The sequence below is a fragment of the Actinoplanes sichuanensis genome (genome assembly GCF_033097365.1).
Taxonomy (GTDB): domain Bacteria; phylum Actinomycetota; class Actinomycetes; order Mycobacteriales; family Micromonosporaceae; genus Actinoplanes; species Actinoplanes sichuanensis.
Map to the genome: position 1 here is coordinate 8,869,164 of NZ_AP028461.1, position 22,306 is coordinate 8,891,469.

General features: G+C 69.4%; 31 protein-coding genes and 4 tRNA genes. 2 read left to right on the forward strand and 33 right to left on the reverse strand.

The window, feature by feature from the left end; all coding sequences use genetic code 11:
• Positions 1-7: 7 nt before the first annotated feature.
• The 10 genes from nusG to Q0Z83_RS40740 all read right to left on the reverse strand — a co-directional run bounded on the left by nusG (position 8) and on the right by Q0Z83_RS40740 (position 5,701).
• On the reverse strand, positions 8-712 hold the full coding sequence (gene nusG / locus Q0Z83_RS40695; protein ID WP_317788731.1) for a transcription termination/antitermination protein NusG: 705 nt from the start codon (positions 710-712) through the stop codon (positions 8-10).
• A 57-nt stretch (positions 713-769) separates the two neighbouring features.
• Positions 770-1,132 carry a preprotein translocase subunit SecE gene (gene secE / locus Q0Z83_RS40700; RefSeq protein ID WP_317788732.1) on the reverse strand — a complete coding sequence of 121 codons (363 nt, stop codon included), beginning with the start codon at positions 1,130-1,132 and terminating at the stop codon, positions 770-772.
• 107 nt (positions 1,133-1,239) lie between these two features.
• Positions 1,240-1,312 (reverse strand) — tRNA-Trp (locus Q0Z83_RS40705).
• A gap of 81 nt (positions 1,313-1,393) precedes the next feature.
• Positions 1,394-1,789 carry a MaoC/PaaZ C-terminal domain-containing protein gene (locus tag Q0Z83_RS40710; protein WP_093618772.1) on the reverse strand — a complete coding sequence of 132 codons (396 nt, stop codon included), beginning with the start codon at positions 1,787-1,789 and terminating at the stop codon, positions 1,394-1,396.
• Positions 1,789-2,235, reverse strand: coding sequence for a MaoC family dehydratase N-terminal domain-containing protein (locus tag Q0Z83_RS40715; protein WP_317788734.1), 447 nt, complete (start codon positions 2,233-2,235; stop codon positions 1,789-1,791). The genes Q0Z83_RS40710 and Q0Z83_RS40715 overlap by 1 nt, the downstream gene beginning before the upstream one ends.
• 134 nt (positions 2,236-2,369) lie before the next feature.
• Positions 2,370-2,537, reverse strand: coding sequence for a 50S ribosomal protein L33 (rpmG, locus tag Q0Z83_RS40720; RefSeq protein WP_014687739.1), 168 nt, complete (start codon positions 2,535-2,537; stop codon positions 2,370-2,372).
• A gap of 108 nt (positions 2,538-2,645) precedes the next feature.
• Positions 2,646-2,718, reverse strand: a tRNA-Met gene (locus tag Q0Z83_RS40725).
• 50 nt (positions 2,719-2,768) lie between these two features.
• Positions 2,769-2,841 (reverse strand) — tRNA-Thr (locus Q0Z83_RS40730).
• Positions 2,842-2,954: 113 nt separating this feature from the next.
• A complete protein-coding gene (locus tag Q0Z83_RS40735; RefSeq protein ID WP_317788735.1) occupies positions 2,955-5,504 on the reverse strand; it encodes a putative bifunctional diguanylate cyclase/phosphodiesterase in 2,550 nt (849 codons plus the stop codon).
• Positions 5,505-5,560: 56 nt separating this feature from the next.
• Positions 5,561-5,701 carry a hypothetical protein gene (locus tag Q0Z83_RS40740; RefSeq protein ID WP_317788736.1) on the reverse strand — a complete coding sequence of 47 codons (141 nt, stop codon included), beginning with the start codon at positions 5,699-5,701 and terminating at the stop codon, positions 5,561-5,563.
• A 262-nt stretch (positions 5,702-5,963) separates the two neighbouring features.
• Between Q0Z83_RS40740 and Q0Z83_RS40745 the strand changes: the two genes are divergently transcribed.
• Positions 5,964-6,290, forward strand: coding sequence for a hypothetical protein (locus tag Q0Z83_RS40745; RefSeq protein WP_317788737.1), 327 nt, complete (start codon positions 5,964-5,966; stop codon positions 6,288-6,290).
• A gap of 1 nt (position 6,291) precedes the next feature.
• Here the strand turns inward: Q0Z83_RS40745 and Q0Z83_RS40750 are convergent, their stop codons facing one another.
• From Q0Z83_RS40750 to Q0Z83_RS40765, 4 genes are all read right to left on the reverse strand, one after another.
• A complete protein-coding gene (locus Q0Z83_RS40750) occupies positions 6,292-7,095 on the reverse strand; it encodes a sulfurtransferase (RefSeq protein WP_317788738.1) in 804 nt (267 codons plus the stop codon).
• A gap of 9 nt (positions 7,096-7,104) precedes the next feature.
• A complete protein-coding gene (locus Q0Z83_RS40755) occupies positions 7,105-7,731 on the reverse strand; it encodes a LysE family translocator (RefSeq protein WP_317788739.1) in 627 nt (208 codons plus the stop codon).
• 44 nt (positions 7,732-7,775) lie between these two features.
• Positions 7,776-8,060: a hypothetical protein gene (locus Q0Z83_RS40760; protein ID WP_317788740.1), complete on the reverse strand. Its 285-nt coding sequence runs from the start codon at positions 8,058-8,060 to the stop codon at positions 7,776-7,778.
• Positions 8,061-8,139: 79 nt separating this feature from the next.
• Positions 8,140-8,631 (reverse strand): YajQ family cyclic di-GMP-binding protein, encoded by a 492-nt coding sequence (locus Q0Z83_RS40765; protein WP_317788741.1) that lies wholly within the window; start codon positions 8,629-8,631, stop codon positions 8,140-8,142.
• Between the two features lie 148 nt (positions 8,632-8,779).
• On the opposite strand from Q0Z83_RS40765, the gene Q0Z83_RS40770 reads away from it, so the two are divergent.
• A tRNA-Tyr gene (locus Q0Z83_RS40770) sits at positions 8,780-8,860 on the forward strand.
• A 122-nt stretch (positions 8,861-8,982) separates the two neighbouring features.
• Here the strand turns inward: Q0Z83_RS40770 and Q0Z83_RS40775 are convergent.
• The 19 genes from Q0Z83_RS40775 to Q0Z83_RS40865 form a co-directional block, all read right to left on the reverse strand.
• Positions 8,983-10,398 carry a tyrosine-type recombinase/integrase gene (locus Q0Z83_RS40775; RefSeq protein ID WP_378078868.1) on the reverse strand — a complete coding sequence of 472 codons (1,416 nt, stop codon included), beginning with the start codon at positions 10,396-10,398 and terminating at the stop codon, positions 8,983-8,985.
• Positions 10,395-10,562: a helix-turn-helix transcriptional regulator gene (locus Q0Z83_RS40780; protein WP_378078866.1), complete on the reverse strand. Its 168-nt coding sequence runs from the start codon at positions 10,560-10,562 to the stop codon at positions 10,395-10,397. Before Q0Z83_RS40780 ends, Q0Z83_RS40775 begins: the two co-directional genes overlap by 4 nt.
• A gap of 348 nt (positions 10,563-10,910) precedes the next feature.
• Positions 10,911-12,176: a DUF3631 domain-containing protein gene (locus tag Q0Z83_RS40785; RefSeq protein ID WP_317788742.1), complete on the reverse strand. Its 1,266-nt coding sequence runs from the start codon at positions 12,174-12,176 to the stop codon at positions 10,911-10,913.
• Entirely contained in the window at positions 12,173-13,024 is an 852-nt protein-coding gene (locus Q0Z83_RS40790) for a deazapurine DNA modification protein DpdA family protein (protein ID WP_317788743.1), read from the reverse strand. The genes Q0Z83_RS40785 and Q0Z83_RS40790 overlap by 4 nt, the downstream gene beginning before the upstream one ends.
• Entirely contained in the window at positions 13,021-13,788 is a 768-nt protein-coding gene (locus Q0Z83_RS40795; RefSeq protein ID WP_317788744.1) for a DNA cytosine methyltransferase, read from the reverse strand. The genes Q0Z83_RS40790 and Q0Z83_RS40795 overlap by 4 nt, the downstream gene beginning before the upstream one ends.
• The gene (locus tag Q0Z83_RS40800) at positions 13,785-14,843 is read right to left on the reverse strand and encodes a bifunctional DNA primase/polymerase (protein ID WP_378078865.1); all 1,059 of its coding nucleotides are present in this window, start codon (positions 14,841-14,843) and stop codon (positions 13,785-13,787) included. The genes Q0Z83_RS40795 and Q0Z83_RS40800 overlap by 4 nt, the downstream gene beginning before the upstream one ends.
• Entirely contained in the window at positions 14,843-15,142 is a 300-nt protein-coding gene (locus Q0Z83_RS40805; RefSeq protein WP_317788745.1) for a hypothetical protein, read from the reverse strand. The genes Q0Z83_RS40800 and Q0Z83_RS40805 overlap by 1 nt, the downstream gene beginning before the upstream one ends.
• A gap of 188 nt (positions 15,143-15,330) precedes the next feature.
• Positions 15,331-16,689: a cell division protein FtsK gene (locus Q0Z83_RS40810; protein WP_317788746.1), complete on the reverse strand. Its 1,359-nt coding sequence runs from the start codon at positions 16,687-16,689 to the stop codon at positions 15,331-15,333.
• On the reverse strand, positions 16,689-17,459 hold the full coding sequence (locus tag Q0Z83_RS40815; protein WP_317788747.1) for a G protein-coupled receptor family protein: 771 nt from the start codon (positions 17,457-17,459) through the stop codon (positions 16,689-16,691). The genes Q0Z83_RS40810 and Q0Z83_RS40815 overlap by 1 nt, the downstream gene beginning before the upstream one ends.
• Positions 17,460-17,561: 102 nt before the next feature.
• Positions 17,562-18,320, reverse strand: a complete 759-nt coding sequence (locus tag Q0Z83_RS40820) for a hypothetical protein (protein WP_317788748.1) — start codon at positions 18,318-18,320, stop codon at positions 17,562-17,564.
• Positions 18,320-18,598 carry a hypothetical protein gene (locus Q0Z83_RS40825; RefSeq protein ID WP_317788749.1) on the reverse strand — a complete coding sequence of 93 codons (279 nt, stop codon included), beginning with the start codon at positions 18,596-18,598 and terminating at the stop codon, positions 18,320-18,322. The genes Q0Z83_RS40820 and Q0Z83_RS40825 overlap by 1 nt, the downstream gene beginning before the upstream one ends.
• A gap of 17 nt (positions 18,599-18,615) precedes the next feature.
• On the reverse strand, positions 18,616-19,056 hold the full coding sequence (locus Q0Z83_RS40830; RefSeq protein ID WP_317788751.1) for a DUF3307 domain-containing protein: 441 nt from the start codon (positions 19,054-19,056) through the stop codon (positions 18,616-18,618).
• Positions 19,053-19,253, reverse strand: a complete 201-nt coding sequence (locus Q0Z83_RS40835) for a hypothetical protein (protein ID WP_317788752.1) — start codon at positions 19,251-19,253, stop codon at positions 19,053-19,055. The genes Q0Z83_RS40830 and Q0Z83_RS40835 overlap by 4 nt, the downstream gene beginning before the upstream one ends.
• 6 nt (positions 19,254-19,259) lie before the next feature.
• The gene (locus Q0Z83_RS40840; RefSeq protein WP_317788753.1) at positions 19,260-19,385 is read right to left on the reverse strand and encodes a hypothetical protein; all 126 of its coding nucleotides are present in this window, start codon (positions 19,383-19,385) and stop codon (positions 19,260-19,262) included.
• On the reverse strand, positions 19,385-19,552 hold the full coding sequence (locus Q0Z83_RS40845; protein ID WP_317788754.1) for a hypothetical protein: 168 nt from the start codon (positions 19,550-19,552) through the stop codon (positions 19,385-19,387). The genes Q0Z83_RS40840 and Q0Z83_RS40845 overlap by 1 nt, the downstream gene beginning before the upstream one ends.
• A gap of 90 nt (positions 19,553-19,642) precedes the next feature.
• On the reverse strand, positions 19,643-20,491 hold the full coding sequence (locus Q0Z83_RS40850) for an ABC transporter permease (protein ID WP_317788755.1): 849 nt from the start codon (positions 20,489-20,491) through the stop codon (positions 19,643-19,645).
• Between the two features lie 34 nt (positions 20,492-20,525).
• Positions 20,526-20,879, reverse strand: coding sequence for an RRQRL motif-containing zinc-binding protein (locus Q0Z83_RS40855; protein WP_317788756.1), 354 nt, complete (start codon positions 20,877-20,879; stop codon positions 20,526-20,528).
• On the reverse strand, positions 20,879-21,130 hold the full coding sequence (locus Q0Z83_RS40860) for a DUF6284 family protein (protein WP_378078864.1): 252 nt from the start codon (positions 21,128-21,130) through the stop codon (positions 20,879-20,881). The genes Q0Z83_RS40855 and Q0Z83_RS40860 overlap by 1 nt, the downstream gene beginning before the upstream one ends.
• A gap of 436 nt (positions 21,131-21,566) precedes the next feature.
• The gene (locus Q0Z83_RS40865; protein WP_317788760.1) at positions 21,567-22,283 is read right to left on the reverse strand and encodes a GntR family transcriptional regulator; all 717 of its coding nucleotides are present in this window, start codon (positions 22,281-22,283) and stop codon (positions 21,567-21,569) included.
• Between the last annotated feature and the right edge of the window lie 23 nt (positions 22,284-22,306).

The following is a 22,306-nucleotide window of genomic DNA, read 5'->3' on the forward strand; positions in this document are numbered from 1 at the left end:
CCGGCGATCAGATCTTGGTGACCTGGTTGAAGTTCAGCTCGACCGGGGTCTCCCGGCCGAAGATCGACACCAGGACCTTGAGCTTCTGCTGGTCGGCGTTGATCTCGCTGATCGAGGCCGGCAGCGAAGCGAACGCGCCGTCGGTGACGGTGACCGAGTCACCCACCTCGAAGTCGAGCACCTTGACCTCGGGCTTCGCCTTCTTCTCCTCGGCCTGGACAGCCGGTGCCAGCCACTTCAGCACCTCGTCGAGCGAGAGCGGCGCCGGCCGGTCGACCCGGTCGGTGGCGCCCACGAAGCCGGTCACGCCGGGGGTGTTGCGCACGCAGGAGTACGACTCCGGCGTCAGGTCCATCCGGACCAGGATGTAGCCGGGGAAGACCTTGGCCTGCACCTGGTTACGCTTGCCGTTCTTGACCTCGACCTCTTCGCGAGTCGGCACCTCGACCTGGAAGATGAAGTCCTCCATGTCGAGGCTCGTGATCCGGGTCTCGAGGTTGGTCTTGACCTTGTTCTCGTAACCGGCGTAGGAGTGCACCACGTACCAGTCGCCGGGCGCATACCGCAGCTTCTGCCGCAGCTCCTTGACCGGGTCGTAGTCCTCGTCGACCTCGGGCGCCTGGGCCACGGCCGACTCGTCGGCCGTCTCAACCGACTCGTCGATGTCCAGCGACGACTGCTCGTCAGTGGTCTCGTCGTCGTACTCAGGCACGCTCGCTCACTTCCAAATAAGTCTCTACGGTTCGGGGCCGGGCTCCGGTGTCGCGGATCAGCCCAGCGCCCAGAGGATCGCCTTACCGAACCCGTAGTCCAGACCGGCCACCAGGGCGGTCATGATCACCACGAAGACGATCACCACGCCGGTGTAGGTCAGAAGCTCCTTGCGAGTCGGCCAGATGACCTTGCGGAGCTCGCTCGTGACCTCGCGGAAGAAACCACCGATCCGACCGAACGGGCCACGGCCGGACTTCTTGGCCTTGGGGCTGTCGTCCTTCGTGCGCTCGGCAACGGCAGTACCGCCGGCGCCACTGGTCACCAGCGCGTCGTCATCCGGCACGTCACCGTCGACGGCGTCGGCGAAAACCTCGTCGTCGCCGGGGACGTCGTCACCGGGGCGGTCCTTCTCGGCCACTTCGCCCTACTTCCGTCGTCGGTGGTTCTGGATGGTCCTGTCAGAACCCGACCGGACGCGGAAGCAGTGCGGACCGCGCACCGGGCGGGCACGTCAGGAGGATTGCGCAGGGGTGACAGGACTTGAACCTGCAGCCTGCGGTTTTGGAGACCGCTGCTCTGCCAATTGAGCTACACCCCTTTGCGGAACCTGTCGTCTCACGACTTCAGAGCCCCACGGCGCACCAGTGTACGGGTACGCCCGCTGTTATCCCAACCCGGGCTACCGCTTCCTGATGAGCGCCTGTGCCATGGACAGTACCTTGTCCCCGTTGCACGTCGCAGTCAGGCTCAGCCGAGTGTGTCCCTCGTCGGTGACCTCCTTCACCGAAGCGGAGACGACGACCTCGGTCCCCTCGTCGGTGTCGGGCACCGGAACGGGTCGGCTGAAACGCACGCTGAACTCGACGACCGCGTCCGCGGCACCGGCCCAGGTGGTCACCGCACGGCCGACCAGAGCCATCGTGAACATGCCGTGCGCGATGACCCCGGGCAGTCCCACTCCGGTGGCGATGCGGTCACTCCAGTGGATGGTGTTGAAGTCGCCCGAGGCGCCCGCGTAGCGGATCAGATCGGCCCGAGTGATCCGGAAGGTCTGCGGCTCCAGCTCTGCGCTCATCAGTCTTCTCCCCGCACCACGAGTTTCGACCAGACGGTCACGACCGGTTCGCCGGCCTCGGTTGTCACGTCGGTGCGGGTGGTGAGGAACTCGTGCCCACCCCGGCTGAGGATCTCCTCGACCGTGTTGACGCAGACCAGGGCGTCACCGGCGACGACCGGACGGGTGTACAGGAAACGCTGGTCGCCGTGGACGACCCGGCTGTAGTCGACGCCGAGCGCGGGGTCGGCGACGACCTCACGGCTGGCCGGCATCGTGATCGCGACCGGGAAGGTGGGCGGGGCCACCACATCGGCGTAGCCGAGCGCACGGGCCGCCTCGGGATCGTGATACTCCGCGTCGGTGGCGCCGATCGCGCGGGCGAACTCGCGAATCTTCTCGCGGCCGACCAGGTAGGGCTCGGTGGGCGGCCAGCTGCGGCCCACGAAGGATTGGTCCAGAGGCATGTCCACAAACTACCTGTCAGAGACCGCGAAGATATAGCACTACCAGTGCAAAAATATCTCACAGGCTGCACAAACAGCACCGCGCCGCCCGGACGAATCCGGACGGCGCGGTGTTGAGGATCTTGGCGGTACGCTCAGCGCGTCTCGCGGTGCAGGGTGTGCTTCCCGTCGCGGGGGCAGAACTTCTTCAGCTCCACGCGGTCCGGGTCGTTACGCCGGTTCTTCTTGGTGATGTAGTTCCGGTCCTTGCACTCCGTGCACGCCAGGGTGATCTTCGGACGGACGTCGGTCGCCTTGGCCACGGCGGGGTGCCTTCCTGCTAACGGTTTACTTACTGACGACGAACCAGCGTAGACGCTCGGTCCGCCGCTTCGCAAAGTGGTGCCCCAGGTTGGGGTTCCACAGGAAAGTAGCGGTGGCCGGACTTGAACCGGCGACACAGCGATTATGAGCCGCTTGCTCTGCCATCTGAGCTACACCGCCGAGCCAGGCTCACATGTCCAGCGCCAGGCAAGGCGGAACGAACCCGGTAGAGCCCCCTTACGGAATCGAACCGTAGACCTTCTCCTTACCATGGAGACGCTCTGCCGACTGAGCTAAGGGGGCTTGCCGCGTGCGATCAACCGCTTGATTGCGATCTCTCGCTTGCTGCAGGAGTAAGACTACACGGCCCTGGAGCGGGGGTGAAATCAGTACCCCCCTTCCCCTGAAATACCTGGTCAGATCACCGCTCGTAGCCTTCTGACCTCACCGGTCGGAGTGGACTCCGGCTCGGTCTGAGCGTTCAGCCAGGCCTCCAGCCGCTCGAACGGAAGCGGCCGGCTGAACAGGTAACCCTGGCCGATCTCGCAGCCCATCTCCTCCAGCAGCTCCAGGGTGAGCTCGCTCTCCACGCCCTCGGCCACCACGGTGAGACCGAACTCGCGGGAGAGCCCGATCACCGCCCGGACGATCGCCAGGTCACCGGAGTCGGTCGCCATCCCCTGCACGAAGCTGTCGTCGATCTTCACCTCGTGCACCGGCCACTGCCGCAGATAGGCCAGCGAGGAGGCGCCGGTGCCGAAGTCGTCGACACTCAGTCGGACACCCAGGTCACGTAGCCGGTAGAGGGACGGCAGGACCCGCTCGATGTCGCTGAGCATGCCCGGCTCGGAGATCTCGAAAGTGACCAGCCCCGGATCCACCCGATGCTCCTCCAGCAGCTCCCGGACCAGCTCGGGGAAGCGGGAGTCCAGCAGGATCCGGGCCGACAGGTTCACCGCTATCGCGAACGGCCGCTCCGCGTCGGCCCACGCCCGGCATCTGCGTAAACCGGCCACCAGCACCGACTCGGTGAGCCGGGCCAGCTGACCGGTGTGCTCGGCCACCGCCACGAAGTCCTCCGGGGCGACCTCACCGTGCGCCGGATGCACCCAGCGGGCCAGACACTCGACACCCACCACGTGCCGGTCGGCGAGTGTCACCTTCGGCTGGAAGTAGACCTCCAGCTGGTCGTTGTCGAGAGCCCGGCGCAGGTCGGCGGCGATCCCCAGTCGACGGACGGCACGGGACTCCAGCGCCGGGTGGAAGGGCTGCACACCGTACGGCAGGACCTTGGCGGCGTTGGCGGCCAACTCGGCCCGCTGCAGCAGCGACTCCGGATCACTGCCGTGGTCGGGGTAAACCGAGACGCCCACCGCGGTGTTCACATCCAGGGTCAGCGAGCCGACGGCCATCGGGCCGCGCAGCCGCTCGCGCATCCGGGTGGCGATCTCGATCGTCGCGTCGATGCTCGGCGCCCGCAGCGTGACCACGAACTCGTCACCGCCGATCCGGCCGACCAGCGCGCCCGGGTCGGCTATGCCGCGGATCCGGTCGGCCGTCTCGACCAGCAGCTTGTCGCCCGCCGCGTGACCCATCGACTCGTTCACGTTCCGCTGGCCGTCGACGTCGAACAGCATGATCGCGACGACCTCGTCCTCGGCCCGAACCGTGATCGCCTCGGCGAGCGCGTCGATCACCCGACGGCGGTTCGGCAGGCCGGTCAGCCGATCGTGGTACGCGTCGTAGCGCAGCCGGTCGACCAGCCGCGAGTTCTCCACCGCGACCGCGGCGTGCGCGGCGATCGTCTCCAGCACCTGCACGTCGGTCTCGCGGAAGGTACGGGTGTCGCCGATCCGGTTCACCGCCTCGAGAGTCCCGATGATCGCCTGCCCGGATCGCAGCGGGATCACGATGACGTCCTTGACCTTCGCCGCCTGCAGTCGAGGCCGTAGATCCGCGGCGCCGGGGAAACGGGCGCCGACACCGAGCGCGGTCTTCGCCTGGACGGCGCGCTGGCGGATCTCGTCCGGCGTGGGCGCGATGTCCAGCAACCCCGCGTGCTCGACCCGGGCGGTGAGCATGACCTCGGGATGCCGACCCTGTGGAGCCAACCAGAGCGTCGCGTACTCGGACTGCATGAGCGACCGGACCCGGCCGAGCAACACGTCCGGAAGGCCGCTCTGGGCGCTCTGATCACGCACGGCCTGAGTGAGCTCGTAGACGTCGGCAAGGGTGGTGTGGCGCCGGAAGAACTCGGCATACGACCTGAGGATCATCACCAGGGCGGCGACCAGGATGGCCAGCAGCACCGCGGACCACGGATTGGCCTTCAACGCCACCAGGAACACCAGGCCGACCACGACGTTGATGCCGGTCACGGTCATCGCGGACAACCCGGCGCGGAGGGCGTCACGGCCGGTGCGGAGGCCTTGGACCAGACAGAACACGCCGACGAGGCTGAAGAGTTCGACCAGCGCGGACAGGATGACCGCCCCGGCCAGGATCGCCCACGCGGAGGGGTCCGCCCGGGCGTGGTCGATGTCCGGCATGGCCAGAATCAGGAGCAACCCCGCCGACGTGCCGGCAGCCGACTTCGCCACATTGAAGGAGAGCTTGGTGACCGGGACGCGGGATCGGAGCTGATGCGCCAGCATCGCACCGCTGACCACCAGGATCACCATCGGCGGCGGCAGGAAGAAGAACGCGAGGACCAGAGGTACGTCGGTCACCGAGACGACGAACGTGGTCCGCCAGATGACGATGTTGAAGACGTCACGGTAGGAAACGTGATACGCGATGAAGAAAGGTATGGCGAGGAGCCAGGACCGGGACCAGTCCCAGTCTGGGTCAGCGAACGAATCGATCCAGAAGCTGCTGAAGCAGACGACGGCGAATACGGCCAGCGGGTAAGTGATGAGCCAAGCCCGCTGTGCACCACCTCGCGGAGCCGGGGGACGCTTGACCATTGAGAACCTCTCCCGCCGGCTCAGTCCGCCCGGGTCTGTAGACGTCGGCTAAGACCTCAGTCCCACTCGAACTGAGTGGAGTTGAGCACCACGGCGCTGGTGTCGTAGGAGACAGCCGCCCCAACGCCCGTGCCACCGATGACAACTGCGAGCACGAAGACCAAGCCGGCGAGGCGGCTCAGTTTTCTTGCAAACATGGCTCGCTCCTCTTGTAGGGATGTATGCGTATCAGGTGGGGGTCACATGATGGTGCCACACCGGTTGTGCGACAGGGAGCGTTCATCGGCGGGTCGCGTCGACGCTCCGGCAAATCCTGGCCGAACGGTTGAGCAAGGGCTCCGGCCTCCTACTGAAGAATTGGCGGCTTTACAGGCGATTTAGGCGGTAAAGACGGACAAATTCTTTCGGAACCGTCAAGGTGCATTGACGTCAGGGCATCCTGACGGAAGGCTGTTCGAAATGAGTACTCCGGACGAGTTGGAGCAGCAACACACCCTTACGACGGCGACGACCAGATTCGACGCCTTGCGTATGCGTGACGCCCTCGCCGCGATGGATCCCGACGTGGAGCCCGCCCTCTCCGCCGATGAGATCCTGGAGATGCTCGCGCTCAGCGAAGTGATCATCCGGAAGGCCGGCTACGGGCGGCAGGCCATGATGCGTGCGGCCCGCGCGGCCGGCGCCTCCTGGACCCGGATCGGGGCCGCCCTCGGCACCACCAAGCAGGCCGCCTGGGAGTCGCACCAGCGTTGGGCCGCCGACGCGGGTGGCCGAGCCGCCGACTGAGTCAGTCGCCGGTGGCGGCCGGGCGGTCGGTGTGGCTGTACTGCGACCAGGAACCCGGGAACAGGCGGCCGGCGCCCAGGCCGGCGTGCTCCAGGGCGATCAGGTTGTGGCAGGCGGTCACGCCTGAGCCGCAATACGAGATCACGTCGGCGGCGGCCTCCACGCCCGCGGCGGCGAACCGCTCGCGCAGCGTGGCCGGGGACAGAAAACGCCCATCGGGGCCGACATTGTCACGGCAGGGCACGTTTCGCGCGCCGGGGATGTGGCCGGGCCGCGGGTCGACCGGCTCCGTCTCACCGCGGAACCTAGGCGCGTCCCGGGCGTCCAGCACCGGGCCCGCCCAGGACACCGTCTCCTCCAGCGAGGCCAGGCGGTCGGCGGGCCACGGGCGGGCGGTGAACTTCGACGCGGGGCGGACCGGAATCTCCGTGGTCAGCTCACCCGACCAGGCGGTCAAGCCACCGTCCAGCAGCGCTGCGTCATGCCCCGTCGCCCGGAGCAACCAAACCAACCTCGACGCCACCACTCCGCCCGCGTCGTCGTACGCGATGATCTGATCTTGATCTTGAATTCCGGCCGCCGCCATCGCCGCCGCGAACACCTCCGGATCCGGCAGCGGATGCCGGCCCTCGGCCGGCGACGCCGGGCCCGCGAGTGCCCTGTCCAGGTCGACGAAGACCGCGCCCGGCAGATGTCCGCGCTGGTAGGCCTCCCGGCCGGACCTTCCGTCCAGATACCACCTGACGTCGGCGAGCACCACCTGGCGATCCGCGATCCACGAAGCGTCCACCACCGGGTCGATCACCACAGCCCCCTACCGGCTGGACAGCCCCAGCCGCACGCCGAAACCGACAAGGACCACCCCGGTCCCGGCATCGACGGTACGCCGAACCGCCCGCCGGGCCAGGAAACGCCGGGCCGCCTGCGCGCCCAGAATGATCATCGTGAACCAGAGCAGGCCCTCGACGTCATGCACCAGGGCCAGCAGCAGGCCGGTCGTCAGCGGATCGGCCTGCGGCGGCACGAACTGCGGCAGCACCGCCAGATAGAAGGCGCCCACCTTGGGGTTCAGCAGATTCGTCAGCAGACCGCGGCCGAACGTGCTCCAGAAGGTGGCGGTCGCCACCTGCACCTCGACCTCCGGGCCGTTCTTCGACGCGCCCCAGATCATCCGCGCACCCAGGTAGATCATGTAGGCGGCACCGGCCAGCCGCAGCAACGTGTAGCCCACCTCGGACGCCGCCAGCAGCGCCGACGCACCCACCGCGGCCGCCGCGCCCCAGGCCAGCGCACCCGCGTTGATGCCGAGCGCGGTCGCGAACGCCGGGCCCCGGCCCATCGTGATCGCGGCCCGCAGCACCAGCGCGGTGTCCAGTCCCGGCGTGATCGTCAGCAGCGCCCCGAGCACGGCGAACGAAAGAACGGCATCGGTCAGGTCCATGTCTCATTCCTAGGCGGCCCGGATTCGGGCGTCTGTGGCCGAGATCACTCCTCGTGGTCGCGGCTGCGACTGCCGGGCCGGAAGTAGACCACCGCCACCGCGACCATCGCCACCGCCACCAGCGTCGCGATCATCGCCGCCAGTTCGGTGAGCTGGGTCGCGCCCAGGACGAAGACCAGCACGGCCGTACCGAACAGCAGGTGATAACCACCGGCCTGCCGGGGCGTGCGGAAGGAGCGGGCGATCATGCCGGGAGCGGTGCCGGTCACCAGCATCCGGGCCCCGAACACCGCCAGCACCAACCCGATCAGGGCCGCCGCCGTGCTCATGGCCCCAGTCTGCGCGTCTTTTCGCCGATCGGCGCGTCTTTCGAGGTACGGCCGCCCGGTCTGGCCGGCCGATCCCCCGTCAGCGGTAGTTGTTGAACTGCAGGGCGACGCCGAAGTCCTCCTGCTTGAGCAGGGCGATCACGGCCTGCAGATCGTCACGCTTCTTACCGGTGACCCGGAGCTGGTCGCCCTGGATCTGCGCCTGCACACCCTTCGGCCCCTCGTCACGGATCTTCTTGCTGATCGCCTTGGCCTTGTCGGCCTCGATGCCCTCGACCACCTTCAGGTCGATCTTCCAGGTCTTGCCGGACTGCCGGGGCTCCCCCGCGTCCAGCGACTTCAACGAGATGTTGCGCTTCACCAGCTTCTCCTTGAAGACGTCGAGCGCGGCCGTGGCCCGCTCCTCGGTCTCCGAGGTGATCGTGAACGCCTCCCCCGACTTGGCGACACTCGTCCCGGTACCCCGAAAGTCGAACCGGGTCCCGAGCTCCTTCTCCGCCTGGTTGAAAGCGTTGTCGACCTCCTGCCGGTCGACCTTGCTCACGATGTCGAACGACGGGTTGGCTGCCATGATCAGACTCCTGCGACTGGATGCTTGTCGATGCTCTACAGCGGGCTCCCGAGGGCCCGCGACATGCCGACCGTACCCGGTTGTTGATGCGGTTCGCGCTACGGCTATTCTTATGTCCGCCGCCGCGGGAGACCGGGGTGGTTGCCCAGGCGGGTTGCCCGAGCGGCCAATGGGAGCGGACTGTAAATCCGTCGCGAAAGCTACAGAGGTTCGAATCCTCTACCCGCCACAGGCAGGCAAAAGAAGCCCTTCACCAGCGAAAACGCCGGTGAAGGGCTTCTTTCGTTGGTCCCACTGGGTCTCACCCGGAACCGCTCGATCTCACTGGTCGTGTCGTATACGTGTCGGCGATCAGGCGGCGTTCTGAGCGGCCGGTTGTGTCAGGCCGAGTGCCGCTTCGACCCGCCGACGGGACGCCTCGTCCTGCCCGTAGATGCACTTCGCATACACCCGCATGAGGACGTGGACGCTGTGTCCGGCCCACTCTGCGACCTGGGTCGCGGGGACGCCCGCGTTCAGCCAGAGCGACACAGCGGCGTGCCGCAGGTCGTAGGGACGCTTCGCGAGCGGCGACCGGAGTTGAACGGGCGTAAGGGTGGCCTCGCGTGCATCGCGCCACGCCTTGCCGTAGGAGTTGCTGGGGATGGGCTGGCCGAGCGTCGGCACGTAGCGCCCGCCGGGGCCGCGCCGGGTGACGAACAGCCTGCCGTCCGGTGCGGGCTTGTACTTGCCGATGTGGTGGTCGAGCAGGGCGCAAAGAGGCGGCGGCGCGGGAACCGGACGCGTCGCGCTCTTGGCCCGGTGTTTGAGCCCGCGACGCTCGATGGTGCCGGCCTCGTCGCCCCACCCGTGCCCAACGGCGACCGTCGAACCGGTGAGGTTCAAGACGCCCCACCCACCCTCTACCTTGGGTCGCTCGTACTCGTCCTCCCTGAGGTTCAGCACCTCCTCGGGCCGCAGCGCCGCGTAGTACATGCAGCCGAAGAACGCCACCAGTTCGGGCGTACGGTCGCGAACGGCGGCGAGCAGCGCGCGAGCTTGCGTCGGGTTGACCACCGCCTTGCGATCGACCTCGTCGTCATGCTTCGGGGCGATCCAACTCACGAGCGACAGCGGGTGTACCTCCAGTAACCGCAGTTCGACCGCGTACTTGAGAGCGCCAGAGAAGATCGCGCGCTTCCGGGCGATGGTGCTCGGGGATGCCGGTCCGCCGTCCTTCGTGCGAAGCGCGATCGTGTCGAGGCACTTCCTGATCAGGGCGGCATCGGTCAGAGCGGACAGGTCGACGGTATTGGACTCCAGCCACCGAACGGCAGTCGCCAACTCGGCGGGCGGGTCTCCGGCGTCGCGACGCGCCTTGTTGAACGACCAGCCGTAAAGGGCGGCGCGGATGGCCTTGTCGCTCGGCGCCCCCCTGGTGGTCGAGAGCAGCACGGGCGTGACGGTGGCCAGCGACTCGGCGATGCCCTTGCGATGCTTGGCTGAGGCGCGGGGCCATTTCACATCGACGTAGGCGGTCGCGTGGTCGTACCACGATCGGGCGTTGAGAGCGCGGGCCATCGGCTCGGGCAGACCGCGCGTCTCGTCGAACGCGACGCCCTCTCGCTGAGCGACGACCAGCTTCGATCGGAAGCTGTCGGCGAGTGCCCGAGTCGCGAACGTGTCCCGGAACGGCTTGCCGGCGACGACCCATCGGACGGTATATGAGGTGCCCTTCGCGAGCTTGTTGACCAGCACGCTGTGAACGCGGACATCGAAAGTGCTCATGCGGCCTGCTGCTCCTCACGGCTCGACAGCCACGCGTCGAAGTCGGTACGGCGGATGCGGAGCTGCCCATTCGGCAGCTTGTAGGTACGGGGTGCCTGGCCGAGTGCCTTCCAACGGAAGAAGGTCGACTTCGGAACGTCCAGCTCGGCGAGGAAGTCAGTCAAGGTCAGAAAGGTGCGTGCCATGGGGTCCGGCCTCCCTGGGAGAGGGCATGTTGGGGCAACCCATGGCGGCGCTGACCGCCGAACGGGAGCGGCGGACCTCCTTCCATGGGTGTGTTGCTGGTTAGCGAGAGAGGGCCGTACATCGGCCCGTTGAGAGCGCCGTAGAGCCAACATCCGGGGTGTCTAAGGGGTAGGACATGGCTCGGATCGGCTGTGCGGCTTTCAGGCGGTCGGGATTTCGGTGAGGGCTGGCGGGTGATGTCCCGTTGTGGGCGTGAAGCCGTCCCAAGCCGTCCCAGCCGTCCCAGTGCAGGTCAGCCCTGGGACGGCTTGCGGGGCTGGGACGGCTTAAGCCGTCCCACGGACATCAACTAGCGGCGGGGGCATCTCGGTGTCGATGGCGAGTTGGGACGGCTCAAGCCGTCCCACGAGGACAAGCCGTCCCGGGCCTGAGCTGGGCTGGGACGGCTGGGACGGCTCGGGACGGCTTGCCTCTGTCTCCGGGCCAGGCGGCGGGCAGTAGCGCTGCCACGCGTCGTGGAAGTCCTCGCGCTTGTAGCCCTTGGCCTGGTCAGACGTGAGGTTGTAGGCCCTGGCCTGTTCCGGGGTGAAGCGGATGTTGCCGGAGGTGATCTCGTACTCCTTGAGCAGCATCCCGAGCTTCATCGGCGTAAGGCCGGCGCCGTTGTTGTACTCGGCCCATGGCGCTTCCGGGTCGGCCTTGAGCCGGTCGAGCAGCACGACCGACGGGATCTCGTCCGCGTGACCGAACGCCCGCCGACAGTCCATCAGCAGGCGGATGCGCTCGGACGCCACGGTGTTGTTGTCCCGCTCGGCGGTCAGGGTCAGCGCCGCCTCGCGGCCCCGGTCGGGCCACTCCCCACCGGCCAGGTCGGCGACGGCGATCAGCGGTTCCCACGTGTCCGCCGCCCGGTCCTCCAGCGGCATCTCCGGCTCGGCCTTCTCCAGCGCGGCCAGGTTGCCGCGTAGCCACTCGTTGAGGTCGTTGGCGACCTGCCGAAGCGCTACCCCGTCGCGGCGGTGCCGGTACGGCGAGACGGTCTCCCCCGGCGCGCGGCGGCGCATCCGGATCACCACGGCCCGGTCCTCGATGGTGTCGGGCATCTGGCCGATCCCGGCGAGCGCGGCCATGGCGAACGTGGCGATCTTCTCGACTTTGCGGTTGGCGTTGTCCCACCGGATCGTGGGCCGGTTGCGCTGGTGACCGGCGTTGAGCAGGCCGCGCAACTCCTCGTTGGCCTCGGCCGCCTTGCCACCGAAGATCGTGTCGGCTTCGTCAACCAGCAGGGTCGGCGGGTCGTCTGAGCCGATCGACCGGTACACCGCCGCCGTGGACGCGTTGACCGTGATCAGCGGGTTGCACGACGTGCCTTCCACGATGTCGAGCAGCCGCGACTTCCCGCAGCGCTTCTCCGGGGCGCGGATCACCAGCCGGGGCGCGTGCGCCCACGCCTGCTGTGCGTGCGTCGCGGCGATCCACAACACGGTGGCGTCGATCGCTTCCGGCGACGGGAGCACGACGTACTTGGTGAGTGCGGCGTGTAGGCGGTCGAGGATCGCCGGTCCCTCGATCACCCGGTGGGGTTTCGTCATGCTGCGGCCTCCAGGTCGAATAGGGCAGGTTCCGCCCGTCGCGCAGCTGCGGCGGACAAGACGTTGGTGCGCCAGTGCAGCGCGTAGGGCAGGCAGTTCGCGCAGTTCTTGTGCCGAGCGGCGGCGACGCATTCGGGTAGTGCAGGACGGCGCATCTTGCGGGCCACGTCCGACCACGCGAGGGAGTCGGCGGAGGTCAGCAGATGGCCGTAGGCGGTCAGCCCGAGGGTCTTGAAGCCGAACCCGTGCAGGCGCCGCACGCCGCGCATGTGCAGGGCTCGCAGGATGCGGCCGGCCTCTTTGGTGCCCTGGCGGCGGCACACCGAGCCGACCCCGACCAGCGGTAGCGTGGTCAGGTCGATCCGCAACAGCTGCCAGTAGAGATCGACGCACCGGACGTAGTCGTCCGGGGCCTGTCCTTGGACTACCGGGATGGTGTCGAGGTCAGGGGCCAGGTCGAGCATGTCGCCGTAGTTGAGCACGGTCTTGCGCTGGTGTTCGGCCACGGAAAGGCCGGTGCCGGCGAAGCGGATCGGGCCGGCTTGTCCGCCGTTGATGACGATGTCTTCGCACATCCAGTCTTGGGGTGCGTTCCATCGCAGGTGGCCGATCTCGTCGCGGTAGCGGCGGAGCCGGGCGATGTAGTCGCGGGTGCTGATCGTCCAGCGGCCGAACTTCTGGAGTTCGGTGAAGCCGCCGGAGTCGCACGCCCACGGCGCAGCTGCGCGAGGCAGCGTCTTGTAGACCCGTAGCCGGGTGTCGGAGACGAACAGCGGTACCCCGGCCTTGCCGAGCCATCCGGGTTGGTGGCTGCCGAGGAACAGCAGTGGTGATCGGACGGCGATCATGCCGCTGCCCTCGTGCCGAAGGATTTTCCGTGGAGTGCGTGGAGTTCGCGGGGGTCCGCCGTAAATCCTGCGGTTTTGAGGAAGGCTCTACCCAGCCACGCGGCGTAGGCGGGCGGGATGGCCTCGGTCAGTTCCTCTCGTACGTCGGTCCAGTCGATGCCCATCGCCGCCTGCATCTCGGCCACGGACGCCTTGCCGCCGCCGTCGCCGTACGCGGCGACGTACGGGCCGTCGTGGTAGACGCCGTGCCGCCATCCGCGCACCCGGCCCCGGTGCCGCACGTGCGCCGGTCGGGCGGTCGTCCAGCCGCCCAACTCGAAGTTGCGGTGGCGGATCACGCCGAGCCCGAACATCTCCCCGCAGAGCGTGATGTCTTTGCGGACCGGTGCGGTGCCGTTGGGTTGCTCGATGACGTACGGCACGCCGGAGCGGTCGAGCAGTCGACGCAGATCAGGGATGAGTTGGACGTGATCGCGGCCCCAGCCCATCGCCCGGTTGGTACCGGCGGTGAGCGTGCAGCCGTCCTGGCAGGGCGGCGAGGTGTGGATCAGCGCATACCGGCGTACCTCACCGGTACGGATCAGGCGGTGCAGGTGGGTCAACGCGTCGTCACGGACGAACCGGTACGGGTAGCGCGGCCGGTCGGCGATGTCCACGCCGGTCACGTCGAACCCGGCCGCGTGGTACCCGGAGCTTGCCCCGCCGGAGCAGCAGAACAGATCGAGCAGCAGCGGCCGGCCCTGTCGGCGGACGTGGCGGATCATGCTGCCACCGCCAGCAGTGCGACGCCTTCGGCCCGGAATCCGCCCGTGATGGCGGCGCGGGTGTCACGGTCTGACTGCCCGGCCGTGCGTCCGGCTTGGTAGAGCGCGGCGTGTGCGGCGTCGGCGGTGAGTGCGCCGGCGGCGACCATGCGGGCCACGCCACGGGCGGCGCCGTAGATCGTGTTGCGGCGGGTGCCCTCGGGGGCGTGGGCGATGGCGGCCAGGTTGGCGGCGAGCAGGGCGGCCGGGTCTGAGATGCCCTCCCCCCGATGGAGTGGAGTGACGGTGCCGGCGGGTGTCGCGCTGGGCGCCTCGATCGGCCGGGCCAGCCCGACCAGCGCGCGGGGCATCTCGATCACGGGCCGGTCGCCGACGCGTCGGTACGGCTCACCGGTGTCGGGGTGGATCGAGGGCGGGGCGACGATGTAGCCGCCGCACGCCTTGATGTCGACGCCGGGGTGGTCGCGCAGCTTGCTAGAGAGATCGCCGCCGGGGTGGCGGTAGTACAGGTGCCACCCGCCCGACCCGGTCCGTACGGCGCGGGTCGGCGGCATCAGGTCGCGGTCGATCGTGCCGCCGTTGCGCGGGTCGATGTCGATCACGCACAGGTCGCAGATCCGGCCGGTCCGGATCGCGAGCAGGCCGCCCGGCACGCGCTGGTACATGGCGTTGATCCGCGCCGGGTCGCGGGTAGCGGCGTAGAAGCCGTGACAGGTCAGGTGATCGCACGCTTGCGGGTCGTGCGCCCGGTCGGGGTCGATCTCGGCTTTCGGGCAGAGAGCGCAGTTGGCGACCGGCCGCTTGGAGCGGCCGAGCAGGAAGACGGGGTAGCCCTCGGCGGCCAGCGCGAGCGCGGCGGGCAGCGTCGGGACGTGGTCGGGCATGGTCTGCTCCCAACGGTTGATCACGGACGGCGCGTCCGCGCGGCCGACCAGCGCGGCCGGGGTGTGCGCGGGACAACGCGGACCGGGCAGGTAGGGGCGCACGTGGTCGGTGGCAAGGCAGTAGCGGCGCTCGCCACCGATCCAGTGGCCGCACGGGACAGCGCGGCTCATCAGGCGATCTCCAGATCGAAGACGTCACCCGCCGGCGCCGGTCGACGGCGCGGTTCCGGCCGTGCGGATTCGGCGACCGCGATCCGGATGTAGACGCTGTGACGACCGGCGTCGCCCGCGCCGTGCAGCCGCCGGCGCTCGGAACGCCAGACCAGCCGCCCGGCGCTGTCGAGGGCGGTCAGCGCGGCGTCCAACTCGTCGTGCGTGCCGTTGAGCCAGATCTCCAGTCCGCTCAGCGGCGCGTCGTTGCGGAAGTTCGGTCGGTCCGGGCGACCGCTCGGACCGCGCGGGACGGGCATGATCCATCTCCTCGTATGGTTACGTAGCGTGACGCGTGCGCGTGTTGTGTCGCGCGGTCGCGTGCCGGCGCGCGAGAGGGCGCCCAATGCGCGCGAGCGCGTGCGTGCAGGCGCGCGGGCGCGCGTAGGAGAGCTAGAACGCCTCCCGTGCGACGGTCCGCGACACCCCACGCGACACGACGCGACAGTCACGCCGCGTTACTCTCCGGGGTGGTGGTGGGGTGGTAGCGGTAGCCCTTGCCGACCGGTACGCGGCGGGCTTGTCCGCCGTCGACCAGCGTCCGCAGAACGCGGTGGACGCTGCCCCGGTGAGCGGCGCCGCGCCGTTTCTTCACCCCGGCGGTGATCTCGGTAGCGGTCAGGCCGTTAGGTCCGGCATCGGCCAGCACAGCCGTGATGGCGTCGATCACCGGCGCGTCGTCGGCCTCGATCTGCGTGCTATCGGCTGCCAGGTCGGTCAGCGGCACCGCCGGAAGGTCAGCCAGGTCGGCGCCGACCGCCGCACGCGCCGCGTCGAGGGCTTCGCCGGCCGCCGCGCGGCCACGGCGCGGCTTGGCCGCGTTGTCTCCACCCCGGTCGGCCGGTCGGGGCGCTGGCCGCGTGGCGGGCGTCTGGAACGGGTCGGCCGGCCGCTCGGCGTACGCCTCTCCGGCCGCGTCGAGGGCCACCGCCTCCAGGGACGGCCGGGCGGTCGCGAATGCCCGGGCGAGCCGGTTGACGATCGGTGGCTGGAACAGCGCGTACGAGCGGACCGGGAGCGGGTCGACGTCCGGACCGTCCTGCACATACAGCAGACCCGGCACGTTGAACAGCGTCGTGTCGACGGTGTCGAGGTCGACGTTCTGCAGGACGAAGCCGACGTCGGCGCGGCGGTTCATCCGCAGACACAGGTTCGGGTGCAGCTGCGAGCGGAAGTCGCCGTCGTCGCCGAGCGCGGCGACGGTCGGCCGCTGGGTGGTGACGAGCACCGAGACGCCGGCCGACCGGCCGGTCTGGGCAACCTGCCGGGCCAGTTCGGTTGCCTGCGCTGCCAGCTCGACCCGGTTCGAGTCGCCGGTCTTGATCCCGAACAGCGCCGCGGCTTCGTCGATGATGATGACGAGTAGCGGCAGGTCGGGCGTCGGTACCACCTTGTCGTCGCCCTTGCCGAGTGCCGCAGCTGCGGCCAGGATGCGGGAGCGGGCGTCGATGATGGCGACCGCCGCTTCGAGCATGGCCACGGCCTCTTCGAGGCGGGTGGCCAGCCAATCGAAGCAGGGCAGCCACGCGGCCTGTCCCTGGCCGGCTTTGGCGACCTCGATGGCCCAGATCACCGTGTCTCCGCATGCGGCGAGGCCGCAGGTGATGACGTTGAGGGTGTTGGTCTTGCCCGAGCCGGACGCGCCGCCCATCAGCGGGTGACGCGCGCCGTGCTCGCGGGTCCACAGGTCGAGCATCATCGGCGACCGGTCGGCGCGCTCGCCGAACGGGATGCCGTCGGTGATGCGGCGCTTGCCCGGCGTCCACAGGGTCAGCCGGTCGAGCGGACGGGTCGTGGTGGTTTTCATCAGGCAGCCTCCGGGCCGTTCTCGTCGCGGGTCGTCTCGGGTTGGGGCAGGTTGGCGATGGCTGGGTGGGCGATGGTGCGGCCGGACTCCCACGGGTCGCGGTCGACGATGTGCAGGCTCACGCGGCGCGCGTTGGTCTTGTCCGGCACGACCGTCACCGAGCCGCGCCGGTACTGGTAGCCGGACTCGATGCGGTCGCGGTTGACGTCCTTGGCGGTGTTGTTGCCGGGCAGCACGACCGACAGCACCCGGCCGACGGCGGTGGTCTTGACGCCGGTGAGCTTCGCGCCGGCGATCCCGGCCAGCTCAGCGACCGAGTCCCAGCGCTTGCGCATGCGGTCCAGCGCGGCGGCCGACCGCAGTGTCGGGCCGCACCACCAGCCGAGACCGACCAGCGGCCAGCCGAGCGCCCACAGCCCGTACAGGTAGCCGGTGCCGGGGTGCACGGCCAGGGCGAACAGCCAGGCCAGCGCCACCAGGGCGACGGCACTGGTGTAGATCCGGTCGTAGAGGCGGTGCATGCCGATCAGCAGCCACGCCACCAGGCATGCCAGCGCGACGGCGTACACGCCGATGAACCAGCCGCCGGCCAGGTGAGCCCACATCAGGGCCAGGCCCCACCCGACGATCGGCAGAGGGAGGGCGACGTAGAGCGGGGTGAGCTGCCACCGCCACCGGTACGCCGCCGCGCCGAGCGCGTGCAGCACCGGGTGCCGGTGCGTGGTCGGACCGAGCCCGACGTACAGGTCTTGCGACTTGCGGCGCTTCACAGCGGGTGTCCTTTCCAGACAGACGAGCGGTGCGGGAAGACGAGCCGGGGCCGGTCACCAGCGGCGGTGACCGGCCCCGGACGGGGGTTGAGCAGCGGTGTGTCAGGCGGCTTGCTGGTTCCAGAAGTCGTCACGGCGGATCTGCCGGACGTTGGTCTCGGCCGCCTCGAACTGAGCGGCGTACAGGCGCCGGAAGACGAGCCGGGAGCGGGAGAACGTGCCGGACGCCTCGGCGAACTGGGCGATGGCGTCGGCGGTCGGCCCGGTCACCCGGGGGTCGACGCGCATCACGTCGAGGCGCTCGACCCACTGACCAACGTTCTCGGCCAAAGTGAGCATGGCGGTCGCCATCCCGGCCAGCTCGGCGTCGAGGTCCCACGCGGTACGCGGGTCCATCTCGCCGATCGTGCGCGCGGCGCGGGAGAGCGCGATCGTTTCCTGGGTTGCCACAGTGGCGGTCCTTCCGGTCGAAGCGGTAGGGCGCGGCGCCGGTCGGGCCGGCGCCGGGTCGGTGGCCGGGCGCGGCCGGGGTGACGGCTTGCGCCGGGTGGCAGGCTGCCGGGGGTCCGTACGGTTCGCGTCGCGCTCGGCGGCGCGGTTGTGCCGCTCGATGTGCCGCTCGGCGTCGGCGACCGGCACCGACCGGCCGCAGTAGCCGCAGTCGATCGCGTTCGCCTCGGTCGCCTTGAAGCCCCGGCCGGTCCACCGCGCGGCGGCGGCGACCCGGTCCCGGCGTCGCCAGGCCCACCGGCCGCCCCGGGCCGCGACCCGGGCCGTCGGGTGCCGCTCCAGCCACCGCTGTAGCGCCCGGCGCCTGCGGCGCCGCACGTTCGCGGTCGCCTGATCGAGGACCGACGCCATCACGCCACCGCCGGAAGCCGGTCGGGCGTGCCCGGGTCTGCGACGGGTGTGAGCAGCGCCGATCCGGACGGGGTCAAGGTGTAGAGGAAGTCGAACAGTGCGGACTGGAGACGCACGTAGTCGGCGCCGGACCGGATCGGCGGGTAGCCGTGCTCGGTGAGCACCTTTCCGACATCGATCGTCAGGCCCACCGTGAACCGGGCGTCGTCGCCCGGCGCGGGCATCGGGTAGACGGCAGGCTCGGCCGCCGTTCCGGTGGACAGATCGTGGGAGGCCATCAGCGGACCCCTTCCGGTCAGGCGATGATCAGCGCGGCCACGAACAGCCACGCGTAGTGGAAGGACTGATCGAGGGCGTAGGCGCCGCCCAACGTCGGGTTGTCGTCGCGGCCGGGCCGGGGAGCGCCGAGCGCGTAGAACCGGTCGGCACCGCACAGCGCGGCGAGCCGCTTGAGCGGCGTGCGCCGGTCGGCGACGTAGTGCGTGATCGCCGAGACGGCGAGCCCGGCGGCGACCCGCCACGGGCTCAGCGCGAGCCCGAGCGAGACCGCCATACCGGCCACCGCCACCAGCGCCGTCGCGGTGTACGTGATCACGTGAGCGGCGCACGCGATGCGGCCGGTCCACCCGGGGGCGCCCTTGCAGTCGGCCTGATGCTGGGTCTGGACCCAGTGATCGGCGACCTGGTGGGCAACCCACAGGGCGATGAACACGGCGGCGAACGTCGCGGCGCTCACCGCGACCACTCCCGGTGGGCGCGGCGCTGAGCGGCGTCGAGGACCGGCAGCCACCGATCCCGGGGCATCCCGATCTCGTGCGCCCGAGCGATGATCGCCGTGGTCAGCGTCATCCGGCGCACGATGAACAGGTCACCAGCGTGCCGGGCGGCGACCCGGCGGGCGTACTCGATCGCGGTCTCACCGGTGCGAGGCATCGGCGATCACCGACCCTGCTTGGCGCGGCGCTCGTCGGCGAGGCGCTGAGCCTCGCGCATCTGCTCCTCGCGCTGGCGGCGGTTGCGTTCCTGAACCTCGGCGTGCTGGGCGTTGATCCACTTGTCCGACATCAGCGGCCACCGCCCTTACCGATCGAGCGGCGGTCGCGGCCGGCGGCCGAGCCGGTACGGGCGCGGGCCGCGTCCTCGGCGCGAGCCCGGTCCTGATCGGCCTTGATCTCGGCGGCGGTGCGGCCCACGTACGGCCGGTTCCCGGCACCCATGACGTTGCTTGCCATACTGGTGACCTCCTGAAGGTCTGGTGACTGGATGGGAGGCCGACGGCACGGCACGTGCTTGCAGGCCTGGGGCCGTGCCGTCGGGCGAAATCAGCGGGACTTATGCATCAGGTGCGCCAGCGCGGCGCCCATGCCGAGCACGGCGACCGGGATGCACGCCACGGCGGCGGTGATCGGCCACGGAGCCGACGTCCAGCCCCACGCGGCCATCAGGTGATAGGCGATCTGCCCGAGCGCTCCGAGCGTCAGCGACGTCAGCGCGCACCACTTCGCGAACCGCAGCGCCGAGCCGGTGACCATGCCGGACAGCCACACGTACAGCGCATACGCGGCGAGGGTTTCCATGCCGATCGGCAGCGTGATCGCCGTGTTGATCTGGAAGTCGGAGATCCCGGGAAGCAGCGTGACCATGCCGAAGCCGGTCAGCCGTCCCATCTCCACCCAGCCGCCCCAGATCGCGACGAACGCGGGCAGACACAGGATCAGCACCGGCCACACGACCGGCCGGCGCCGCTTCGGCTCGGGCTCGGCGACCGGCTCGACCAGGGTCGGCTCGGGCGCCGGCGGCTCGACCGGCTCGGCGGGCGGCCGGGTGATGCCAACCCACGCCATCTCGTCGGCCGGGTGGATCGACGGCAGCACCGGCGGCGCCGGGGTCACCGCGGGCTCGGCGACCGGCTCGGCGGCGATGGGCTCAAGCTCGACCTCCGGGGTGTCGTCCGCCGGGGGCGGCTCGACCGGCTCGGGCTCGACCGGGGCGGCCGGGGACTGGGTGAGGGCCGCGAGCAGGGCGTTTGCCTTCGGTCCACCGACCTTGAACGCCTTCATGAGTTGGTTGCGGCTCGGCAGCGTGCCGAGCCGGTTGGCCAGGTCGCGAGCGTGCGGGATCAGTTCGTCGACAGTGCGCGGGTAGGCGCTCGGGGCGGTCGTGGCGGTCATCGGCTGTTCCTCTCGGAGCAGGGATAAGGGCAGGTCACGCACACTCAAGGCATTCGCCGAGCGAGCGCGGGATGCAGTAGGGCCGGACGGTGCGGCAGGTCGAGCAGGTGCGGCGGGCCGTCATCGCCTTGTCGAGCGCCGCGCGGACGGCCGGCGTCGCGGTGCGCTTCGGCCGGGCCAGGTCGAGCCGGTACAGGTAAGCGGCACGGACGCCACCGACGCCGCGCCACATGATCTGAGCGGCGATCGGCTGACCACCGGGGCAGAGACCGCGTTCGCGCAGTTGACGGCGGGTGGCGTAACCGGCCGGAGCACCCCACCACCAAAAGGTGGGGATGCCGTACCGGTCGCCGGTCGGGTCGTAGAACGCGGCCCGGATACGGCCCATCAGGCCGCGCGGCGCGGGCTCGGCGAGCGGGTCAGCCGGGCCACGTGGGCGAACGTCTCGCGGATCACCGCGCGCTCAGCGCGGCGCACTCGGCGCACGTCCAGTTCACTGACCCGACCGCGCTCGGCCGCGCTCAACAGCGTGATCTCGGCGTCCAGCCAGACCAACTGGGCGTTGATCAGCGGCGCCTCGAACTCGATCGCGGCCAGGTCGGCGGCGGTCGGCTCGGCGTAGAAGTCGTGATCGCTCACGGGATGTTCCTCCATAGGAAGGGTCAGCGCGACACCGACACGAGCGGCCGACGCGGCGCTGACCAGCGAAGATGACGAAGAAGGTGCATGGGTGACCAGCGCCCATGCGCGGCGACCTTTTCGGGATTCCGTCCCTGGGGAGGTGCGACCCAGCGGCTCTATGGAGTTCTCAGAGAACGTGTGCGCGGCGGGACGATCACGAACGGTGTAGCCGAGGCCACCTCCGCCGTGTCGGAGCCCGACCGGCGATCCCGCCTTGCTCGGCTAACCGAGCTAGCGGGTACAAACAAAGACTGGACCGGTGGACCGGTCCAGTCAAGTGTCTTGCGGCTTAAGAGAGTGATGCGGCCAAGCGTTTTCCCTGCTAGATGCGCCTACAGGAGCAATAAAAAAGCTGGACCAGTGGACTGGTCCAGCTTGATCGGCGAGTCTTGCGTTACATCGAGTAGGTGTCCACCTGCTCGAACAGCGACCCCGGCGTGACGCCTTCTTCGCAGACCAGCGGTCGCCCATCCTTGTCGAACGCCGTGTGTCGGACCACGGCTACGGCGACAGGTTCCGGCAGCGCGAGGTGGGTTGCTTCCTCCGCCGTTGCAAGTCGCACCGTGGTTACGTCCACGCCTTCAACGGGGAATCGGCCGGTCTGCCGACTCACGTACCGAGTGGTGCCTTCCGCGATCGGAGCGGTTTGAGCCAATCGGGGCGACGGCTCGGCCACGTCGGGCGGGAACCAGGCTTGCACGTAGCTGTGAGGGGTGCCATCAGGCATCTGCAGCACACGCACGCGGCGCAGGGCCTCTACCCCGGCCGCAAGACCGAGCGCTGAGGCTATGTGCGCCGGCGGAGCACTCCAGTCGGGCACACCAATGCGCAGGAACGGCATGCCGCCTGTTACACGCGTCGATCCGGCTCTGCGACCGCCCGAAGGGCGTGCGACAGGTGTCTCGGTGACGATGAAACCCGTCCCCTGCTTAGCCTCCACCACGCCGTCGGCTCGGAGGACATCCATCGCCTTGACGACGGTGGCTCGCGCGACGGACCACTGTTCGGCCAGGTCACGCCCAGAGGGGATGGTCTCACCGGGCGCGAACTCCCCGGCTGCAATCCGAGACCGCAAAGACTCTGCGATCTCCTCGTACTTCAACAGCGCCATGGACCCTCTTTCCGGTAGCTGTG

Excerpts from the sequence above, each read along its gene's own strand:
- Q0Z83_RS40775 (WP_378078868.1), bottom strand. The coding sequence starts at position 10,398 with ATGAGCACTTTCGATGTCCGCGTTCACAGCGTGCTGGTCAACAAGCTC.
- Q0Z83_RS40855 (WP_317788756.1), bottom strand. The coding sequence starts at position 20,879 with ATGGGCCGTATCCGGGCCGCGTTCTACGACCCGACCGGCGACCGGTAC.
- Q0Z83_RS40865 (WP_317788760.1), bottom strand. The coding sequence starts at position 22,283 with ATGGCGCTGTTGAAGTACGAGGAGATCGCAGAGTCTTTGCGGTCTCGG.
- Q0Z83_RS40785 (WP_317788742.1), bottom strand. The coding sequence starts at position 12,176 with ATGACGAAACCCCACCGGGTGATCGAGGGACCGGCGATCCTCGACCGC.
- Q0Z83_RS40835 (WP_317788752.1), bottom strand. The coding sequence starts at position 19,253 with ATGCCTCGCACCGGTGAGACCGCGATCGAGTACGCCCGCCGGGTCGCC.
- Q0Z83_RS40805 (WP_317788745.1), bottom strand. The coding sequence starts at position 15,142 with ATGCCCGTCCCGCGCGGTCCGAGCGGTCGCCCGGACCGACCGAACTTC.
- Q0Z83_RS40850 (WP_317788755.1), bottom strand. The coding sequence starts at position 20,491 with ATGACCGCCACGACCGCCCCGAGCGCCTACCCGCGCACTGTCGACGAA.
- Q0Z83_RS40715 (WP_317788734.1), bottom strand. The coding sequence starts at position 2,235 with ATGCCTCTGGACCAATCCTTCGTGGGCCGCAGCTGGCCGCCCACCGAG.
- Q0Z83_RS40790 (WP_317788743.1), bottom strand. The coding sequence starts at position 13,024 with ATGATCGCCGTCCGATCACCACTGCTGTTCCTCGGCAGCCACCAACCC.
- Q0Z83_RS40740 (WP_317788736.1), bottom strand. The coding sequence starts at position 5,701 with ATGTTTGCAAGAAAACTGAGCCGCCTCGCCGGCTTGGTCTTCGTGCTC.
- Q0Z83_RS40710 (WP_093618772.1), bottom strand. The coding sequence starts at position 1,789 with ATGAGCGCAGAGCTGGAGCCGCAGACCTTCCGGATCACTCGGGCCGAT.
- Q0Z83_RS40845 (WP_317788754.1), bottom strand. The coding sequence starts at position 19,552 with ATGGCAAGCAACGTCATGGGTGCCGGGAACCGGCCGTACGTGGGCCGC.
- Q0Z83_RS40735 (WP_317788735.1), bottom strand. The coding sequence starts at position 5,504 with ATGGTCAAGCGTCCCCCGGCTCCGCGAGGTGGTGCACAGCGGGCTTGG.
- Q0Z83_RS40840 (WP_317788753.1), bottom strand. The coding sequence starts at position 19,385 with ATGTCGGACAAGTGGATCAACGCCCAGCACGCCGAGGTTCAGGAACGC.
- Q0Z83_RS40800 (WP_378078865.1), bottom strand. The coding sequence starts at position 14,843 with ATGAGCCGCGCTGTCCCGTGCGGCCACTGGATCGGTGGCGAGCGCCGC.
- Q0Z83_RS40810 (WP_317788746.1), bottom strand. The coding sequence starts at position 16,689 with ATGAAAACCACCACGACCCGTCCGCTCGACCGGCTGACCCTGTGGACG.
- Q0Z83_RS40755 (WP_317788739.1), bottom strand. The coding sequence starts at position 7,731 with ATGGACCTGACCGATGCCGTTCTTTCGTTCGCCGTGCTCGGGGCGCTG.
- Q0Z83_RS40760 (WP_317788740.1), bottom strand. The coding sequence starts at position 8,060 with ATGAGCACGGCGGCGGCCCTGATCGGGTTGGTGCTGGCGGTGTTCGGG.
- Q0Z83_RS40745 (WP_317788737.1), top strand. The coding sequence starts at position 5,964 with ATGAGTACTCCGGACGAGTTGGAGCAGCAACACACCCTTACGACGGCG.
- Q0Z83_RS40765 (WP_317788741.1), bottom strand. The coding sequence starts at position 8,631 with ATGGCAGCCAACCCGTCGTTCGACATCGTGAGCAAGGTCGACCGGCAG.
- Q0Z83_RS40820 (WP_317788748.1), bottom strand. The coding sequence starts at position 18,320 with ATGGCGTCGGTCCTCGATCAGGCGACCGCGAACGTGCGGCGCCGCAGG.
- Q0Z83_RS40795 (WP_317788744.1), bottom strand. The coding sequence starts at position 13,788 with ATGATCCGCCACGTCCGCCGACAGGGCCGGCCGCTGCTGCTCGATCTG.
- Q0Z83_RS40825 (WP_317788749.1), bottom strand. The coding sequence starts at position 18,598 with ATGGCCTCCCACGATCTGTCCACCGGAACGGCGGCCGAGCCTGCCGTC.